The sequence below is a fragment of the candidate division KSB1 bacterium genome (assembly GCA_024655945.1).
In the GTDB taxonomy this organism is placed as follows: Bacteria; Zhuqueibacterota; Zhuqueibacteria; order JANLFK01; family Oleimicrobiaceae; genus Oleimicrobium.
The window spans coordinates 619,695-637,472 of sequence record JANLFK010000001.1; the positions used below are offsets into that span (position 1 = coordinate 619,695).

General features: G+C 61.7%; 14 protein-coding genes. 6 read left to right on the forward strand and 8 right to left on the reverse strand.

Translation table 11 applies throughout. The features are described from left to right. The 3 genes from NUW13_02535 to NUW13_02545 are packed head-to-tail and all read left to right on the forward strand — an operon-like array spanning position 1 to position 4,935. Positions 1 to 909 carry a DUF58 domain-containing protein gene (locus tag NUW13_02535; GenBank protein MCR4437906.1) on the forward strand — a complete coding sequence of 303 codons (909 nt, stop codon included), beginning with the start codon at positions 1 to 3 and terminating at the stop codon, positions 907 to 909. Between the two features lie 46 nt (positions 910 to 955). Then, a complete protein-coding gene (locus NUW13_02540) occupies positions 956 to 3,892 on the forward strand; it encodes an ATP-dependent helicase (protein MCR4437907.1) in 2,937 nt (978 codons plus the stop codon). Between the two features lie 5 nt (positions 3,893 to 3,897). Further along, positions 3,898 to 4,935 carry a DNA recombination protein RmuC gene (locus NUW13_02545; GenBank protein MCR4437908.1) on the forward strand — a complete coding sequence of 346 codons (1,038 nt, stop codon included), beginning with the start codon at positions 3,898 to 3,900 and terminating at the stop codon, positions 4,933 to 4,935. Positions 4,936 to 5,031: 96 nt separating this feature from the next. On the opposite strand, the gene NUW13_02550 is transcribed toward NUW13_02545, so the two are convergent. Continuing rightward, positions 5,032 to 5,442 carry a hypothetical protein gene (locus NUW13_02550; protein ID MCR4437909.1) on the reverse strand — a complete coding sequence of 137 codons (411 nt, stop codon included), beginning with the start codon at positions 5,440 to 5,442 and terminating at the stop codon, positions 5,032 to 5,034. Between the two features lie 207 nt (positions 5,443 to 5,649). Between NUW13_02550 and NUW13_02555 the strand changes: the two genes are divergently transcribed. The 3 genes from NUW13_02555 to NUW13_02565 all read left to right on the forward strand — a co-directional run bounded on the left by NUW13_02555 (position 5,650) and on the right by NUW13_02565 (position 8,895). Continuing rightward, entirely contained in the window at positions 5,650 to 6,507 is an 858-nt protein-coding gene (locus NUW13_02555) for an RNA polymerase sigma factor RpoD/SigA (protein ID MCR4437910.1), read from the forward strand. Positions 6,508 to 6,730: 223 nt separating this feature from the next. Continuing rightward, entirely contained in the window at positions 6,731 to 7,651 is a 921-nt protein-coding gene (locus NUW13_02560; GenBank protein ID MCR4437911.1) for a M23 family metallopeptidase, read from the forward strand. 158 nt (positions 7,652 to 7,809) lie between these two features. Further along, positions 7,810 to 8,895, forward strand: coding sequence for a tetratricopeptide repeat protein (locus NUW13_02565; GenBank protein ID MCR4437912.1), 1,086 nt, complete (start codon positions 7,810 to 7,812; stop codon positions 8,893 to 8,895). 30 nt (positions 8,896 to 8,925) lie between these two features. Here NUW13_02565 and NUW13_02570 read toward each other — a convergent pair whose 3' ends face one another. The 7 genes from NUW13_02570 to NUW13_02600 form a co-directional block, all read right to left on the reverse strand. Further along, positions 8,926 to 9,297 (reverse strand): hypothetical protein, encoded by a 372-nt coding sequence (locus NUW13_02570; GenBank protein ID MCR4437913.1) that lies wholly within the window; start codon positions 9,295 to 9,297, stop codon positions 8,926 to 8,928. Between the two features lie 66 nt (positions 9,298 to 9,363). After that, a complete protein-coding gene (locus NUW13_02575) occupies positions 9,364 to 10,308 on the reverse strand; it encodes an isoaspartyl peptidase/L-asparaginase (GenBank protein ID MCR4437914.1) in 945 nt (314 codons plus the stop codon). A 104-nt stretch (positions 10,309 to 10,412) separates the two neighbouring features. Continuing rightward, positions 10,413 to 10,769, reverse strand: coding sequence for a hypothetical protein (locus NUW13_02580; protein MCR4437915.1), 357 nt, complete (start codon positions 10,767 to 10,769; stop codon positions 10,413 to 10,415). 25 nt (positions 10,770 to 10,794) lie between these two features. Next, a complete protein-coding gene (locus tag NUW13_02585) occupies positions 10,795 to 12,270 on the reverse strand; it encodes a sodium:solute symporter family protein (protein ID MCR4437916.1) in 1,476 nt (491 codons plus the stop codon). Positions 12,271 to 12,345: 75 nt separating this feature from the next. Further along, the gene (locus tag NUW13_02590; protein MCR4437917.1) at positions 12,346 to 14,835 is read right to left on the reverse strand and encodes a phosphodiester glycosidase family protein; all 2,490 of its coding nucleotides are present in this window, start codon (positions 14,833 to 14,835) and stop codon (positions 12,346 to 12,348) included. A 40-nt stretch (positions 14,836 to 14,875) separates the two neighbouring features. Then, positions 14,876 to 17,266 (reverse strand): DUF5686 and carboxypeptidase regulatory-like domain-containing protein, encoded by a 2,391-nt coding sequence (locus NUW13_02595; GenBank protein ID MCR4437918.1) that lies wholly within the window; start codon positions 17,264 to 17,266, stop codon positions 14,876 to 14,878. Positions 17,267 to 17,381: 115 nt separating this feature from the next. Next, the gene (locus NUW13_02600; protein ID MCR4437919.1) at positions 17,382 to 17,765 is read right to left on the reverse strand and encodes a four helix bundle protein; all 384 of its coding nucleotides are present in this window, start codon (positions 17,763 to 17,765) and stop codon (positions 17,382 to 17,384) included. Between the last annotated feature and the right edge of the window lie 13 nt (positions 17,766 to 17,778).

Below are 17,778 nucleotides of genomic sequence, written 5' to 3' on the forward strand. Positions count from 1 at the left end.
ATGCCGCGCGCGGCGCAAGACTACCGCCGATTCCTGCAGCCAGAAGTGGTGTCTAAGCTGGCGTCGATGGACCTGCGCGCCCGCCTTGTGGTGGAAGGCTTTATCGCCGGCCTGCACCGCAGCCCGTACCACGGCTTCAGCGTAGAGTTCGCCGAGTACCGCCAGTACATGCCCGGCGACGAGGTCAAGCACATCGACTGGAAGGTCTACGGCCGCACCGACCGCTTCTACGTCAAGGAATTCGAGGAAGAGACTAACCTCAAGTGCTATCTGCTCCTGGACGCCTCTGGCTCCATGGGCTATGCCTCCGGGCCGCTCACCAAGCTGCAATACGCCAGCTACTTAGCAGCCGCCCTCACCTACCTGATGCTCCAGCAACGGGACGCTGTCGGGCTGGTGACTTTTGACCAGAAGATTCGCACCTTTGTGCCGCCGCGCTCGGTGTCCAGCTACCTGCACGTGATTCTACGCCAGTTGGACCGGATGCGCAGCCGCAGCAGAACCAACGTGGCCGCCACACTCCATGAGTTGGCCGAGAGGATCAAGCGCCGCGGCCTCATCATCCTCTTCTCTGACCTATTCGACGAGCCCAGCGAAGTGCTGGCTGGCCTGCAGCACTTTCGCCACCGCAAACACGAGGTCATCGTCTTTCACATTCTCGACCCGCTGGAACGCACGTTTAGCTTCCGGCAGGACGGCCTTTTCAAAGACCTCGAGACGGACGAGACCATCAGCACCCAGCCGTGGCACATCCGCGGGGAGTATCGGGCGCTGGTGGAGCAGTTCCTCGACACCTACCGCCGCGGCTGCCGCCAGCATCGCATCGACTATGTGCTGATGGACACGGCCGCCTCGTACGACCGCGCCCTCTTGCAGTACTTGCTGAAACGACAGCGCGTGGGCGGCTGATAGAAAACCGCACGGCCGGGACAGTCTGCAACCGCTGGTGAAACCCATGAGCAGCAAGACCGTGGACGACATCCTCAATGCATTGAATGCCGAACAACGCGAAGCGGTGACCTTCGGCGAGGGACCCCTGATGGTGGTGGCCGGTGCAGGCACTGGCAAGACGCGCGTCATCACGCATCGCATTGCCTACCTGATCGCCACCAAGCAGGCCCGTCCGGAGGAGATCTTGGCGCTCACCTTCACCGACAAGGCCGCCGCGGAGATGGAAGAGCGCGTGGACGTGCTGGTGCCCTATGGCTTTGCCAATGTGTGGATCAGCACCTTCCACTCCTTCGGCGACCACCTGCTGCGCCAATACGCCTTTGAGTTGGGTCTACCTCCCGACTTTCAAGTCCTTGCCGAAGCAGAGCAGAACATCTTCTTCTGCCAGCACCTTTTCGCCTATCCGCTGGATTTCTACCGGCCGCTGGGCAACCCGACCCGTTTCCTCTCCGCGCTCCTCTCGCTGTTCAGCCGAGCAAAGGACGAAGACGTCAGCCCTGAAGAGTATCTGGCCTACGCCGAACGGCTGCAGAGCGAGGCTGCGGCCCATCCAGAGGACGGCGAGCTTCAGGAGGAGGCGGCGCGGCAGATGGAGCTGGCGCGCACCTATGCCTGTCATCAGCGCCTGTTGGCCGAAAATGGCAAAATCGACTTTGGCGACCAGGTGAGCCTCGCCCTCAAACTGCTGCGCGAGCGTCCTGCCGTGCTACGAGAATTACGGCAGCGCTACCGGTACATCCTGGTGGATGAGTTTCAGGACACCAACTATGCGCAGTTTGTGCTCCTGCAACTTCTGGCCGGGTCGCACGGCAACATCACCGTGGTGGCCGACGATGACCAGTCCATCTACAAGTTCCGGGGTGCGGCAATCAGCAACGTCATCAATTTCTTGCGCACCTACCCCGACGCCCGCCTGGTGGTGCTGAGGGAGAACTATCGCTCCACCCAGCAGATTCTGGATGCGGCCTATCGCCTCATCAGCCACAACAACCCCGAGCGCCTGGAGGTGCAGCGCGGCATCAGCAAGCAGCTGCGGGCGCAGCGCGCCGGCGGGCCTGCAGTCATGCACCGCCATTTCGACAGCCTCTCCACTGAAGCAGACGCGGTGGCGAGCATCATCGAGCAGAAGATGCAGGCAGGTGGTTACTGCTATCGCGACTTTGCCATTCTCGTGCGCGCCAACAACCACGCCGATCCCTTCCTGCGCTCGCTGAACATGAAGGGCATCCCATACCAGTTCAGCGGTAGCCGTGGGCTCTACAGCCGCGAAGAGGTGCGCCTGCTGACCCACTTCTTGCGCACCCTGAGCAATCCCGACGATGTGGTGAGCCTTTTCCACTTAGCGCAATCTGAGGTGTACCAGTTCCCGCCTGTGGAGTTGGCGCGCTGCAACAGCTATGCTCATGCCAGGAACCTGTCGCTCTTCCAGGTCTTTGAGAGCCTGCCACGGCTCGCCGACCTGGTCGTCTCTCCGGAGGCGCAGGCCACCGCCGCCAAGATTGTGGAGAACACGCACAAATTCTTGGAATTTGCTCGCACGAATAACGCCGGCGTGGTGCTGTACCGATTTCTGACCGACAGCGGTCTGTTGAAACGGCTGACCAGCGCGCAGACCGTGGACGCAGAGGTGCAGCTTCTCAACATCGCGCGCTTTTTCGAGATTGTGCGCAGCTTCTGCGCCATGGCCACCGAGGACCGCGTCCAGGAGTTCGTCACGCACTTGGACGCCCTCATCGAGGCGGGCGACGACCCGCCCACCGCGCAGGCCGACACCGACTTGGACGCCGTGAACGTGCTCACAGTGCACAAGGCCAAGGGGTTGGAGTTCCGCGCCGTGTTTCTGGTGGGACTGGTGCAGGACCATTTCCCGACGCGCGCCAGGTCGGAGGCCCTCGCCTTGCCCAAGGAGTTGATCAAAGACATTGTGCCGGAAGGGGACGTGCACTTGCAGGAGGAGCGCCGCCTCTTCTTCGTCGGCATGACGCGCGCCAAGGAAGAGCTCTACCTCACCAGCGCACGCGACTATGGCGGCAAGCGCCCGCGCAAAATCAGCCAGTTCGTGCTGGAGGCCTTGGACACCGTGCGCGCCGACGACAGCTACGAGCGCCCATCTCCCATAGAGGTGATCCAGCGCCACGCACCAGCAGCGCAGACCACTCCCGACTTGGCCGCGCCCATCCCCGAGGACCAGCTCCTCACCATAAGCCATAGGCAGATTGACGACTACATTACCTGCCCGCTCAAGTACAAGTACATCCACGTGCTGCGCGTGCCTCTGTTGCCGCACCACACCATCGTCTACGGGCAAGCCATTCACAAGGCCATCGAGCAGTACCATCGGCGCAAGGTGGCCGGCCAGCCGGTGACCCTGCAAGACCTGCACGAGGCGTTTCGCAGCGCCTGGAGTAGCCAGGGGTTCTTGTCGCGAGAGCACGAGGAGCAACGGTTCGCCGCCGGCCTCAAGGCCCTAGAGCTCTTCTTCCACCAGGAGGAGGAAAACGGTTGCACGCCGGCCCTGGTGGAACAGGAGTTCAGCTTCATCCTGGACAACGACCGGGTAACGGGCCGCTGGGACCGAGTGGACGTTCGCGATGGGGCCGTGTACATCGTCGACTTCAAGTCGTCGGCAGTGCAGGACCAGGACAAGGCCAACGAAGAGGCAAGAAAGAGCCTGCAGCTGGGGATCTACGCCTTGGGCTATCGCGAAGTGAACGCCCGCACTCCAGATTTCATCGAGCACCGCTACGTGGAGAGCGGGATCACCGGGCGAGCTGCCGTGACCGACAAGTTGCTGGCCAAGGCCACCGAGAAGATTAAGATTGCAGCCCGCGGCATTCGGCAGCGGCACTACACCGCCCAGCCGGACGAGTACACCTGCCCCTACTGCGCCTACAGCCAGATCTGTCCGGCCACGTCGAGCAGTTACCTCATCACCGAGTGAGGATCATGTCCACCGCTTCCCTGCTCCTTTTTGCCGCCATGACGCTGGCCGTCATCGCCACCTTGGGCATCATGCACGCACGCCAGGAGCGGCGCTGGCGGGAATTCGAGAAGCGCCACCCGGATGCCCCCGCCTTGAGCGTCATTACCCAGTGGCTGCAGGACATGCGCGGCAGCTTAGAACGGAGCACGGCGGTCATGCAGCAGCAGATGCAGGCCACCCAGCGCAGCATCGCCGAGCGCCTGGATGCCGCGGCCCAGGCGCTGAGCATGGTGCATCACGACTTGGGGCAGATGCAAGAAATCGGCCGGCAGATGCGGGAGTTTCAGGACTTTTTCCGTTCCCCCAAGCTGCGCGGCAATATCGGCGAGCAGGTATTGCGCGAGCTACTGGAGCAGGTGCTCCCCCGCGCCTGCTTTCGCTTGCAGCATCGCTTTGCCAACGGGCAGGTGGTGGACGCAGTCATCGTCAGCGACAAAGGGCTGATCCCCATCGACGCCAAGTTTCCGCTGGAAGACTACCGACAGATGCGCGCTGCCCGCAGCGAAGACGAACGCGCCGTGTTTGCGCGGAACTTTGTACGCACCATCCGCCGCCACATCGACACCATCAGCGAAAAGTACATCGCCCCTGCCGAGGGGACGGTCGATTTTGCACTCATGTACGTGCCTTCCGAGGTCGTCTACTACGAGATCATCGCCGGCGACTACTCCCTGCTGGCGCATGCGCAGCAGCGGCGCGTGGTGGTGGTCTCGCCCAACAGCTTCTACCTCTTTCTCCACGTGGTGCTGATGGGCTTAGAAGGACAGCGCATCGAGGAGACTGCGCGACGCATCCTCCAGGCCCTGGACGCGCTCCGCCACGATGCCGGACGCCTTGGCGAGGGTTTGCGCCTGCTCAATACGCACGTCAACAACGCTCGCGCCGCCCTGGAGCGGGTCAACAACGACTTTGCGCTACTCACCAGCAAGATCGAGGGAATGCGCCAGTTGCGCCCGGGGGAGGATCATGCACAAGCCAAGCTGCCTGGCGAGGGCGTGTGAGCCGCTCCTGGACAGGGGCCGCGCGGTAGCCGGTTCACGGAAAAAGAAAAGCCCGTCGCTGCCGACGGGCTCATTGTTCTCGGTTGAGGATGTTGCTCAGCGGAACATCGCCTTGATGCTCCCCCAGGTGTGGCGGACGCTGGAAATTTGCGGCGACACCGACACCACCTTGTCGTAATACGCAAAGCTGCCGTCGAAATCGACCAGCTTCAAGCGATAGTAATAGGTGTTGCCGGTGGACTTGAAGACCGTGCGATCCTCGTAGGCATAGTCCCGCGGCGAGGAAGAATTTCCCGCCGCCTCGACGAAGACAATCGCCTGGAAGCTCTTGCCATCCAGGCCACGTTCGATTTCAAAACCCTTGAGATTGGACTCGGCAGCAGTAGTCCAGCGGAGGGTGACCTTGTTCAGCCCAGGCTCCGCCTCGAAGCGGGAGATGACCGCACCCCCCAAAAGGGCCCTTAGCGAGCCAAATGTGACCAGCACAACTATCGCGACTCGGCTCATACCCACCTTGCGGTCTGTGTTCTACCTTGAAGCACGCCTAAAGATAATCATTTTCCTGAAAAATGCAAGTCTTTTTTTTGCGATTTTTTTCGGTTGTGAGGGGCGGTTTCCTGGGGCGACCTGCCAGAGAAACCGGTTGACAGAGAGCAGACGATTACCTATATTTCGAGCAGGCTGCAAAGCATGGCTCACTAACGGCAGGTTCCGATGCCATCCTCCAAGAAACGCCGCGATCGCGCGGAGGGCCATTCCTTGGACAGGTATCTCCGGGAGATCGCGCGGGAACCTCTCCTTTCTCCCAGCGAGGAGGTGGAGCTTGCGCGCCTGGCGCGGCAAGGCGATACCGCGGCCTTGGAGCGTTTGACCAAGGCGAACCTTCGCTTTGTGGTCAGCGTCGCCAAGCAATTTCAGAACCAAGGTCTGGCGTTGGGCGACCTCATCAACGAAGGCAATTTGGGGCTCATCAAGGCGGCGACGCGCTTTGACGAGACCCGAGGGTTCCGCTTCATTTCCTATGCGGTGTGGTGGATCCGGCAGGCGATACTGCAGGCCCTTGCCGAGCAATCGCGCGTTGTGCGTCTGCCGCTGAACCGTGTGGGTGCGCTGACCCGCATCGGCAAAGCGTTCTCCGCGCTGGAACAGGAGTACGAGCGCGAACCTTCGCCGCAAGAGGTGGCCGGGGTCTTGGAGATGAGCCCTGTGGATGTGACTGACGCCCTCCGCTTCGCCGGCCGCCACGTCTCGCTCAGCGCCCCTTACTTCGCCGACGACGGCACCTTGCTTCTCGATACCATTCCCAACCCGGACATCCCTGCTCCGGACTCACCGTTGGTCGAGAAGTCCTTGCAAGAAGAGATCGAGGCTGCCCTTTCCCGGCTCACTGCCCGCGAAGCGGAAATCATCCGCCTCTACTATGGCTTAGACCAGGAACCCGCGCTCACCCTGGAGGAAATCGGCACCAGGCTCGGCTTGACCAGGGAGCGCGTGCGGCAGATCAAAGAAAAGGCACTTCGCAAGTTGCGCCGCTTTGCCAAAGGAAGAGGATTGCGTTCCTACCTGGGCTGAACAAAGCCGGGGAAGGGTCTGCACGCCGTCCCACGCCCGCCAACACAGGTCGCGAAATCTTTTTACACGAATGAAATTTTTTTCTTGACAAATGGTGTTTCTTTTATTAAATTGCAGCACACCCTTTGTTCTGCACCCGCTTTCACCCAGGAGAGTGCCTGGGCAGGGGCCACAACAGCTCTTGCCAGGCGGAGGAAACGAGAGGAGACCGAAGGAAGCACACATGCGCGGAAAATCGATCAAGTTGATCTACTTCTCCCTGGGGGGGTCAGAGGTGAGGGAGATCAACCTCGGATGGAGACACGCAGTGCTCCTGGGGGTTTCTGCTGTGGCGATGATAGGCGTGGTAGTGGTGGGTGTGCTGACGTTGTTTACGGACTTTTTTCAGGACGCTCGCCTCAAGAGCCTGGCAAGCGCGAACATGGCCCTCAACATCCGCTTGGCCGACATGGGCGCGCAGATCGACCGCATCCAGTCCAAGATTGTGGAGCTGGAGAAGAAAGACAACGACATGCGCATCTTCGTCGATCTGGACACCCTGGGTAGTGGCGTGAGAGCAGCGGGCGTGGGCGGCTTCACCAAGAGCATAGACTATCCCGAGCCTCCTGCCGGCTCGCCGCTGGCGACCACAGAGAGCTCCAAAACGTTGCTCGACGAGCTTGAGCGGCGCCTGCAGCTGCTGAAGACCAGCCGCGAGCAAATCGAAGCAAAGTGGCAGAGCAAGCAAGACCTTTACAACCACACCCCTTCCATTCCGCCGGTGGAAAACTACCGCATCACCGACACCTTTGGCATGCGCCGGCACCCGTTCACCGGCCGGCGGACGATGCACGAGGGTTTGGACTTTGCCGCCCACCGAGGCGAGCCGGTCTATGCCACTGCTGATGGCGTGGTTATTTCGGCGGTAGACAGGTTCAGACCCAACAATGGCTACGGCAAGGAGGTCATCGTTGACCACGGCTACGGTAAGCAGACGCGGTATGCGCACCTCTCCAAGGTGCTGGTGAGGCAAGGGCAACGCGTTTCCCGTTGGGATGTCATCGGTCTTCTTGGCGACACCGGTCAGGCCACCGGACCCCATGTGCACTATGAGGTCTTGGTGGAAGGAAAACCGGTCAATCCGAAGGACTTTATCTTAGAATAGACGCGCGCAATCCGTGTGTCCAGGAAGAGCACAAGGCCCACCGCTCAGGGTGGGCTTTTTTTCTACCCGGTCGTCCTGGGCCTGGCAAGGTGCGCAGCCCCGAAAAGCAGGCACATCACCTGCACCGTCGGCAGAAAGGCTGGCGATACTGAGGCGCCATGAAACGACGGAGCGCACGACCCTTTGCAAAACTCGGCCTGTTATCCATCTGCCTGGCAATGACCCTTGGGGGAATGGTGCTCCTGCGGGCCCCACAGGCTCTGCTCGCAGACGACCCCATCGGGCCAGCCCCTCCCGACCCTCTCGTCCTGCGTGGCATCGAGCTCACCGTCAACCACCACTACCAAGAGGCGCAAAGCTGCTTTGACTCCTTGGCCAACTCCTTGCCCGACCACCCGGCTGGCCCTTTTTTCAAGGCGGCGGTGCTCCATTCAAGGATGTTGGACTATGAATCGGACCGGGGCACTGCAGAGTTCGCCCGCCTCGTGCAGGAGGCCATTGCTTCTGCCAGCCGTCGCCTGCACCAGAATCCTTCGGATGCGTGGTGCCTTTTCTTCCGTGGAGCCGCATACGGCTATCGGGCGTTCCACGCCGCACGCCAGGGACAATACCTCGCGGCCTTTCACGATGGGCAACTTTCCGTGCAGGACTTGGAGAAGGCAGTGACGCTCGACTCGTCGCTGGCCGATGCCTACCTCGGCATCGGCAGCTACAAGTACTGGCGTGGCAAGCTTCTCCGCTACTTAAGCTGGCTTCCCTTTGTGCCCGATGAGCGTGAGGAGGGAATTCGCCTCATCCGCCTGGCCATTGCGAAGGGGCGGTACTGCTACCTGACCGGTCTCAACGATTTGGCATGGGTCCTCATCGATGCGGGCAGGTTTGACGAGGCAGCGCAGGCTGCACAGAGGGGGTTAGCGTCCTACCCGGAGAGCCGCTTCTTCTTGTGGCCGCTTGCCGAGGCCTACTTCGCCAAGCAGGACTACCCCGCGGCGGTGCACTGGTACGAATGCCTGTTGGCGTCCGTGCTACGGGCGCCGGAGAACAATCACTACAACGAAATCATATGCCGCCTGAAGTTGGCCCGCGCCTATTGTGCCTTGGGCCAGGCCGACAAGGCGCGCATGCACGCCACCACGGTCCTCAGCCTGAAGTTAGAAAAGGAGATTGCGCAGCGGGCGAAAAAGAAGCTGGCGCTGGCCAGGGAGATACTCGAACGCTGCGGTCCTCCCGCAGATGCTCCATGACGCTCCTCAGACCCAGCCCCCGTGGAGTCCTCAGAAACTGTAGCGTATGCCCACCTGGTTAACTGGCTTGCCCACAAAGGTGCCGTGCACACGTTGGTAGTTGACGGCCACTTTCCCCACCACGTATTTCAGCACGCCGGCTTCTAGATAGTAGTCGGTGGCGTAGCCGGGAGTGAGATGCCGATTGAAATCCGCGGTGAACTCCACCTGGAACCACCACTTGAGCTTGACCTGATTGATGGACACAATCTGCAGGGTGTTGCCAGCGCTGGCGCCGGAATCGAACGCGTTCTTGTACAGGGACACATCGTTCACCAGTGGGCAAAAACCCACCAGCTTTTCGCCTGCCCCGGCCAGACCGACCAAGAAAAAGAGCAGAAGACCGCACGCCAAGATGCGCATGTTGGGCTCCTCGCAGTCTGCGAAGCTAACGGTAACGCAAAGTCGAGACGAGCGGTGCCAGCGCGCTCAGATGCCGGTCACTATGGCACCGCCGTGCACTTTGTAGGCGAAGGCCATGCGCGGGGTATTGAAGGCCCAGCCGAGCTGTCCTCGCGGGTTGATGGCGATGGCGCCCCCCAGTCCTTGCACCTTCCTGCCGAGAATGGCAACCCCTTCGGCCACCGCCTCCCTGCTGTCGAAGCCGGCTCCCATGAGGTCGCAGATGGTCTTGGCGAGGACGACGCGCATGATCGCCTCGCCCCAGCCGCTGGCTGACACCGCCCCTGTGGCATCGTCGGCGTAGGTGCCGCAGCCGATGAGGGCCGAGTCGCCCACTCTGCCGGGCAGTTTGAGGGGCGTGCCGCCGGTGGAGGTGGCTGCTGCCAAGTGCCCATGCCAGTCGATGGCTACCGCACCGACGGTCCCGCGCGGCTGACTCGCAAAGAAATCGCGGGTTGACAACGAGTCCTGGTTGCGCAGGCGCCGATAGCGTTCCTGCTCCCGCGCCACTACCAGTTCCTCTGGCGAGCAGAGGGCCATTCCCTGGTTGGCGGCAAAATGCCATGCCCCCTCACCCACCACCAGGACGTGCTGGCTGTACTCCATGACCGCTCGCGCGAGCATGATTGGGTTCCGCACGAAGCGTACCGCAGCCACCGCTCCCGCCCGCAAAGTCGCGCCGTCCATGAGCATGGCGTCTAACTCCACCTCGCCAGCGGCATTGAGCGCCGCACCATAGCCCGCGTCAAAGGTCGGATCGTCTTCCATGAGCGCCACTGCCGCCTGGACTGCATCCAAGGCACTCCCCCCACCATCGAGCACAGCCCATCCTGCGGCAACGGCCTTGCGACACCCCTCACGATGCGCTTCAACGGCATCGTCGGGGATGTCCCATGCACCTCCATGTACGATGATCGCCGGTTTCACCTCTTGCTCCTTGCACCCATAACTATCGCCGGCTCTATTGAGCACCAACGGCTCTCCTCAGCCGCCGGAGGACCGAGTCGCGAACCCCCCAGGGAGCATTCTCGCCGATCCGAGGCGGCCTGTACAGTGAGCCGGCCCAAGAGAAGGCTTCACCCCCTCGCTCCGGGCCCCACTTTGAACACCAACGTGGCCACCAATTCGATAAGCAGGGCATACACGGCACCCATCACCACGATGGCAAAAGCGGTGCCCGTGCCCATTTGCGGCGCCTCGAGGAAAAAGGCTGCCAACGGCAGACTAAAGATCGCCCCCAGCACCAGCGCGTGCAGCCACCACCGCAAACGCAGCCTGCTTATGCCCAAACCGAAGCCCATCACCGTCCTGCCGAGGATGACGGCAAGCGCAGCGGAGGTGCTCACCAACGGGTTCTTGGCGCTTATCAGGCCCCAGCAGACTACGCCGAACACCAGACCCAGCAGCGTGCACAGGATAAGGCGCTTGTCCACTGCTCCTCCCTTCGTCTGTCACCTTTCAGGATTTTTCTGGAAAGAGCTTGGCCAGGCTCGCCTTGCTTGGCGGCGGGGTCAGCAGGCTCACCACCACCAGACCAAGGAAAGAGGCCAGAAACGCCGGATATATGCTGGGAATGCCCCACGGGTCGCCACCTTTGAGCACCGAGGGAAAGGCGTAAGGAATCACCACCTCGAGAACCAGCGCCACCACTGCCCCTGCCACGATGGAGGTCACGCCGCCCGCCTTGGTGGCACGTTTCCACGCCAGTGCTGCGATCAGCGCCGGCGTAATGGCCACACCGTACATGGTGTAGGCAAAGTAGGAATACTTGAGCACCGAAATGGGCAGATGGAGGACCGTGGGGACAAAGATCATTAGGAACGCGCACAAGCCTAAGATGACAATGAAGGTCTTTTGCAGAGCAACCATCCGCTTTTGCTCTGCCTGCGGGTTGAGAAAACGCTGATAGATGTCGCGCATGATGCTGGTAGTCGGCGAGAGCAGGTAGTTCATGCCCGTGGAGATGACGACGGCACACGCTGCTGCCAAGAGGAAAAGTCCCACGGGTGCCGGCACCATGTGCCGGGCCGCCTGCAGCACCACCGAGGCAGGATCGATCCCCTTGCCCCAGAAATAGGCCGCGCCGTAGATGGCAATCACCACCACCACGGTCTCCACCACGATCGTGCCCAGAATCCAGAAGACCACCGCCTTGCGCGCCTCCCTTGCGCTGCCGGCACTGTAGAATTTCTGGTACATGCTTTGGACCCCGAGCAACAGGAGCATGGTGGCAAGGCAGTAGCTGAGCGCCTTCAGGACAGGGTACTGGCCAAAGTCAGGAGAAAAGACCGCCATGTGCCCTGGTGGGAGCGTCTGGGCGGCGGCTTTCCATCCTCCGGCGGCGGCCACGGTGAAGGGTGTCGCCACGCAGCAAGCCAGCACAATGATGATGCCGTTCGGCAGGTCGGTGTGAGCCACCGCCACCATGCCGCCCAAGGCGACAAAAAGAATCACAAAGCCGGCGGCCAGCGCCTGGCCCACCTCCACGCTCACTCTCCCATCAGTGATCACGTTGAGAATGTAACCACCCGCCCGGAACTGGTAGGAGACGATGGTCGTGAAGGCGATGATGAGGGCAATCGCCCCGAACAGGCGGGCAAACTTGCCATAGCGCTCCTCCAAGATGTCGCCCACCGTGTACTGCCCGAACGTGCGGATTTTGCCGGCAAGGAAGTAGATGATCGCAATGCCCACCCACGCTCCGGCAGGCAGCCAGAGCGAACTCCATCCCGCCTTGTATGCATACTCGGCGCCGGCAATGAAGGTGCCGGAACCGATCCAGGTACAGACCAGGGTAAAGACCATCTTCGTGGTGTTTAGGCTACGCCCGGCCACCATCATGTCGTCCTGCGTCTTCACCCGCCCTGCCCGGTAGAAGTTGAGCACAGTCAGCACCAGCAGATAGCCCAAGATGACGTACAGATACCAGACCATGCCATGCCCTCCCGTTGCGTTACCTTCCTCTGTTCCTTGCTAAGACTGCCGGACCACGCACTGCGCGCTGGTCGTTCAGCGGATGAGCACCATCTTGCGCCACTCCACGCCTTCTTCGCCCACCAGCCGATAGAGATAGACTCCCGCGGCCAATGTCGCCCCGTCGAACCGCACCCGATGCGGCCCTGCGCTCATTCTCTGGTCCAGCACGGTGCACACCTGTGCCCCAAGCGGGTTGAACACATCCAGGCGTACTCTGCTCTCGTGGGGCAGTTCAAAACAGATCTCTGTGACCGGATTGAAAGGGTTCGGGTAGTTTTGGTGGAGGCGGAAAGCCTTGGGCAACGCTCCTTCGCGCGGGGCCTCCACAGCGGTCTGCAGGTAGTGGGCAGTAAAGTCGTCGAAGTAGAGCACGCCGGCGTCCTTGCGATTGTCGTCGGTCTCCGCCAAGTAGATGCGCTTCCAGGTAATTGGAAAAGTGAGAACCGCCGCGGGGTTACTCCAGTGCACAATCACGCTGTCCATGGACACGCGCAGGTAGCGCCAAGTGCCAGACCAATTGATGCCAGGCGATGCCGGGGTAAAGTTCACCAAGAACTTTTCGCCATCGGCGTCGGCAAACTCCCCGCGCAGCCAGTGACCTTTGCCATCGCCATACACGTGCACGCCCACCGCAGTAGGTGTCCCCGAGAGCGGAATCGAGCATTCCATGTACAGAGCGCTCGTCCCCCCAGTGGCCAGGGAATAGGTGAGCTTTCCGGAGGTAGGCGGGGAGAAGATGACGGCGCTATCAAGCGTCAGACTGCAGGCCGGCAGGTTGACCCGCACGCCGGTCAGACTCCAGCGCGCAAGAGAGCTAAAGTCGTCCACCACTACGTCCGTGGGAAGGCCAACGTAGACGGCGGCAGAGCCTACCACGCTTCGATACGCCGCCCTAATCTCGCCCTCCCCCGGTTTCACCGCAGTGAAGACTCCTGTGGCGCTGACGGTGCCCACCTCTCCCACCACCGACCAGTGGTAATCGGTGGCCAGCAGACTGATCTGACTGCCGAAGCTGTCGTTGGCCCGTGCGGTGATAGTTTGCGTTTGACCAACTTGCAGCACCACCGGATTGGGCGTCAGGGTAATGGCTGCCACCCTGGTGATGCGCACCATGGCCGAGTCGCGTGCCACGCCCGCAGTGGCGTAGACGTACCCAGAGGTATCGTGCAGTCCGGCCACAAACGTGCCTTGGGCGTTGATGCTCCCTATCCACGGATCGCAGCTCCAGGCCACGGTGCCGGCCGGCAGGCTGAGCGGGTTATAGAACTCGTCAAACCCTTGCACGGTAAAGCGCAGCGTCCCTTCAGAGAGGACAAAGGCCTCCCGTGGCGAGATGCGCAGCACGCGCAGTGGTCCGGTAGGGGCGTTGCTCACCACCAGCAGCGCGTTTGCTACCGGCCGCTCCGTGCCATCCGAAGGGCTATTCACCACGCGGCCGCGCACGACCATGGTGGTGGAGCCGCCGCCATCCAAGTTCACCGCCTGATGCACACCCCATTCCCGCATGTACGCGGCGAGCTCAAAAAGGGACATCCCCACGCTGTACCCGGCCTGACGGCCATCCACGGTGACAAAGAACAGCTTCGTAGAGTCGGCAGAAAAGCCCACTGCCGTTCGCGGATGGCGATCGTAAGCAAAGTTCTTGTTGGTGAGCCCCTCCTGGTCCCATTCCACCGAGACGGCCCCGTCGCGAATGATGCGCGGCACGCCACCGACTAACTCGACAATCCGCTTGCGCGTGGGGGGCAAGCGCAGCACCACGGCCACGGTATCCCCCACGAAAACATGGGCATTCAGAAAGGCGCTCGCCTGTCCGTGGCCAGAAAGAACGACGCCGTTCCTCGGAATGGCCGCATTCCCGTGGCCAGCCGCCATGATGCTATCCTTGGTGGTGGCAACCAGCCACACCGTATCGTTGACCGCGAAATCGCTGCCCAGATACTGCGCCACGACTTCGGTACCCCAGTAGTTCGTGCGGGTGTTGTTCCCGTAGAAGGAGTTGTAGATGATGAGCTCGTCGGTATCTCTGCTTTCGTTGACGCCGTTCACCGCTGCTTGTCCCTTCTTGCTGATGAGGGTGCCGGCAAAGGTGACGATATCGATGAGCGGGCGGCGCTCGTCAGTGTAGGCAAAGACCGAGCGGCTAATCGGCCGCTTGATGAGCACGCCTCTCACCACCTGCGCCCCAATGGGGGTGCCGTCGGTTTCCCAAAAGTCGGCGTTCATGGCGCCAACCACCTTGTGCCCCTCGCGGTCGCTGCGGGCAGCCATGGCCGAGGTCAACTCCCGCCCTCCGGAGAGCAGGTCGTTGGACTTGACGCTTTCGATGGCCACCCACGGGTTGGTCAGATCGATTTCCAGCACATGGAAGTGCCATGGGCCAGCCTCCCGGTATTCGTGGTGGTGCACCACGCCCGGGCCCACTGGCACACTCTCCTTCCAATCCGCTACGGCGATGCCGCAGAAGGCTGCCAAGGCCACAATGAGCAGCAAGAGCAGTTTCTTCGGGATTCGGGAATTCATGGTCACTTGCTCCTTATTCCTCCGTGAACTTGTTATTTCTTCAGTACAGCCGTGCCAGACTCAACCCCACCGCCCAGGCCGATCGATCCAGCCTCCTGGTCACATCGCATCGCAAAAAGCCCAGGAGCCCGCTGAGAGACAGGCCCAACTCCTGGTGGAACCCTGCCGAGAAATGCCCTTCCCCCTCCCGAAAAGAGGAATCGCCACGCCATGTCCGGGCCGCGCCGCCGTGCACGAGCAGCCCAATTCCTTGGTCAACCAGCCAGCGCAGGTCAAGAAGCTCGAAGGGCACCGTGCGGAAGTTGTGTTCCCAAGACAAGCCCAAGTACTTCTTCCCCTCGTACCAGCCGTGCAGCGTGCGCAATCCGCCAAAGGGGCTGAGGAACGCCAACCGCCCCTCTATGGTGCCCAAGCGCTGCCTCGGGGCCAAGCCCTCTATCATCCCAGCGACCAGCCTTAGGTCCAACCGATTGGGCAACAAACGGCGACGCACAAAGGTGCTGGTGGCATAAGCCGCTTCGACCCGATAGCTCGTAAAAGAAAAATCGCTGCCGAACAGGCCGCGCAGGCAGCGCTCTACTTCCACCTGCAGGCCCTTATGGCTGGTGACGCTCCAGGCGGAACCAAGCCCTCCGACGGTCAACTTGAACCGCACCGAGCCCAGGCGGCCCTCGTCCACAAGCGGATTCGGGTGTTGGCAGCGCCTCGGGCTGAGCAGGGCAAAGTCGGTCTGCTTGGCCGCGGAGCTATGGCGTTCGGCCGCTACGGCCACCTCCATGGCCAAATCCCACCGCCGTACCCGGTGGGTCAGCCCCACGGTCGTGCCGGTAAGCCAGAAGTAGTCGAAGTAGTCGGCAGCCCCGAAAAGATTTAGGAGGGAGTTGAAGACGCGCGGATAGAGGCTGCCGGCCGGCCTGGACGCAGTGTCGTGCAGATGGCGCACCCAGGCCTGGGTGTTCTTCCCTGCCGGCGCGGCGAAAGCCAGTTGGTAGGACCATTGGCGTAGGCCAGTCTTGTAGCCGCCGCCACCCTGCACCTGCCAGCCCTTCGCTGGGCGAGACTGGTAGACTGCCCCGAGGTGCAGTCCGTCGACGCGATCGTAGCGCAGGTCGGGGAGCACGCTACCACGGTTGCTTTTCCGCCTGGTCGCCCTGGTCTCAGCGGCTTCGCTGCGCTCAGACCCTTCCCGTGATTCTGCCCGTACGGAGGCCTTCACCAGCCTGGCCAGCGGCCCCTTCGGACGGAACTGCTGCTGCAGGGTCCATGTGCTGTCCACCCGCTGGTAGGCCACCAGCTCCGGCTCGGTGAGGGGCACCGCTCTCACCCCGCGCGCCAAGAGCGTGTCCTGCTGAACCACCAACGAGTCAAGGGATACCACGCGTCGCCTGGCGTAGAGACTATCCGGCAGGGGCACATTGACCTGGTAGTCGGTGAGCCTGGCCAGGCGGTCGTACTTTATCGTCGGGAAGCGAAGGCCCGGCACCCCAACGCGCACCTCGCCGTGCTCCTGCATGTCCACCGGCAACCAGAACTCCTGCCCGAAGCTGTGAAAATGTTGTCGCAACTGCACCTGCCACTCTTCCACCGGGAACGGCAACTGCAGGGCATTGCCCGGCTGCAGCTCTGCCCCAACCAAGGCATAGGCAGAGTCCAGAACCGCGAGGGTGCCAGAGAAGCACGGTTGCAGCTGAGTCTTGGGGCTCACCGCAATGTCGTAGATGATCCCTTGGTCCATCCCCCGGCGCCCCAACAGGACAAACCGATAATGGTCAAGTGCTTCTGGACTGGTCACGCCCACGAACTTGTTCCCCAAAACCTCGACGTCATCATCGTAAAAGTTGGGAAAACCGACGGCGAAGATCATCGCCTCCTTGGGGACATTGCTCGTTTGGATACGGGAAGTGACCACCTCGCGCGAGCCTCGCGTGCCGTCCCAAAACAGGCGCGAGGTGCTCTCCAGGATCATGACCATAGCTGTGTCATTGGAGACCGAGAATCGCGAAAATGCCTCAGCGGCAAAGGTGCGCAGTTTGCCGCGCCACTGCTGTTTGCGCCGGATCACCTCGCGCATGATGGCCACTGCCGGATCCTCACTGGTGACCACTACCGGCGGCAATTCCACCACTGTCGGCCGCAAATGGATATCCACAAGCTCCGGCGTAGCGGCAGTGACCACAATGCGCTCAGAGTGGTACCCGATGTAGCGGACTTGCACAGTGGCAGGCACGTGCGGGATCAGCAGGCTGTACTGGCCCTGGGCATTGCTGGTGGTGCCGCGGTAGGTGCCCTCAATCCAAACATTCGCCAGGGGGAGCGCCTCTCCTGTGCGGGCGTCGCGGACCGTGCCATGAATGCGGACTTCTTGCGCAAGAGTGTGAGCTTCCCCCACTGCGAAAAGACAAAACGCTATGAGCGCGTGGAGTCTGCTCATTGGCAACTTGCCTCATAATAGCTCAAGAACCGGCAGGCCGGCATTGGCCTGTACGGGCGCACAGGCCAATGCCACACCGACCCGAGAGCAGCGCTTTGCATCTTGACGGAAGCGATTACTGCTGGCCGCGATTCTGCTGGGGCCGCGCCGAGCGCACCAGGCGACTCAGCATCCGGCCCACCTCCTCGCCGAGATTCCAGAGCGCCTCAAACTCCTTGAGCAATCCCAAGTCGCGCGCCAGGATGAGGTAGTAGCGGGCACGCTCCAAGGCTGACAGGCTCTCGCTGTAGAGGCGCAGCTTTTCCGGCTGGATCCTGCAGCGGAACCCTGCGGCAATGTTGGCCGGCACGGCGGCAATCGCCTTGCGCAGCTCCGCAGCCAGGCCGTCGCGTTCTTCCTTGGGGAATTTCTTCGTGGCTCTGAATATCTCCAAAGTGAGTTGGTGGCTCCTTTGCCACACAACCAGGTCGTGGAAAGTAATCCTCTTTTCTTGTTCCATGCTTGTTGCCTTT

Bases quoted from the DNA above. Each gene is read 5' to 3' on its own strand.
- NUW13_02535 (MCR4437906.1), top strand. From the start codon at position 1: ATGCCGCGCGCGGCGCAAGACTACCGCCGATTCCTGCAGCCAGAAGTG.
- NUW13_02540 (MCR4437907.1), top strand. From the start codon at position 956: ATGAGCAGCAAGACCGTGGACGACATCCTCAATGCATTGAATGCCGAA.
- NUW13_02545 (MCR4437908.1), top strand. From the start codon at position 3,898: ATGTCCACCGCTTCCCTGCTCCTTTTTGCCGCCATGACGCTGGCCGTC.
- NUW13_02550 (MCR4437909.1), bottom strand. From the start codon at position 5,442: ATGAGCCGAGTCGCGATAGTTGTGCTGGTCACATTTGGCTCGCTAAGG.
- NUW13_02555 (MCR4437910.1), top strand. From the start codon at position 5,650: ATGCCATCCTCCAAGAAACGCCGCGATCGCGCGGAGGGCCATTCCTTG.
- NUW13_02560 (MCR4437911.1), top strand. From the start codon at position 6,731: ATGCGCGGAAAATCGATCAAGTTGATCTACTTCTCCCTGGGGGGGTCA.
- NUW13_02565 (MCR4437912.1), top strand. From the start codon at position 7,810: ATGAAACGACGGAGCGCACGACCCTTTGCAAAACTCGGCCTGTTATCC.
- NUW13_02570 (MCR4437913.1), bottom strand. From the start codon at position 9,297: ATGCGCATCTTGGCGTGCGGTCTTCTGCTCTTTTTCTTGGTCGGTCTG.
- NUW13_02585 (MCR4437916.1), bottom strand. From the start codon at position 12,270: ATGGTCTGGTATCTGTACGTCATCTTGGGCTATCTGCTGGTGCTGACT.
- NUW13_02590 (MCR4437917.1), bottom strand. From the start codon at position 14,835: ATGAATTCCCGAATCCCGAAGAAACTGCTCTTGCTGCTCATTGTGGCC.
- NUW13_02595 (MCR4437918.1), bottom strand. From the start codon at position 17,266: ATGAGCAGACTCCACGCGCTCATAGCGTTTTGTCTTTTCGCAGTGGGG.
- NUW13_02600 (MCR4437919.1), bottom strand. From the start codon at position 17,765: ATGGAACAAGAAAAGAGGATTACTTTCCACGACCTGGTTGTGTGGCAA.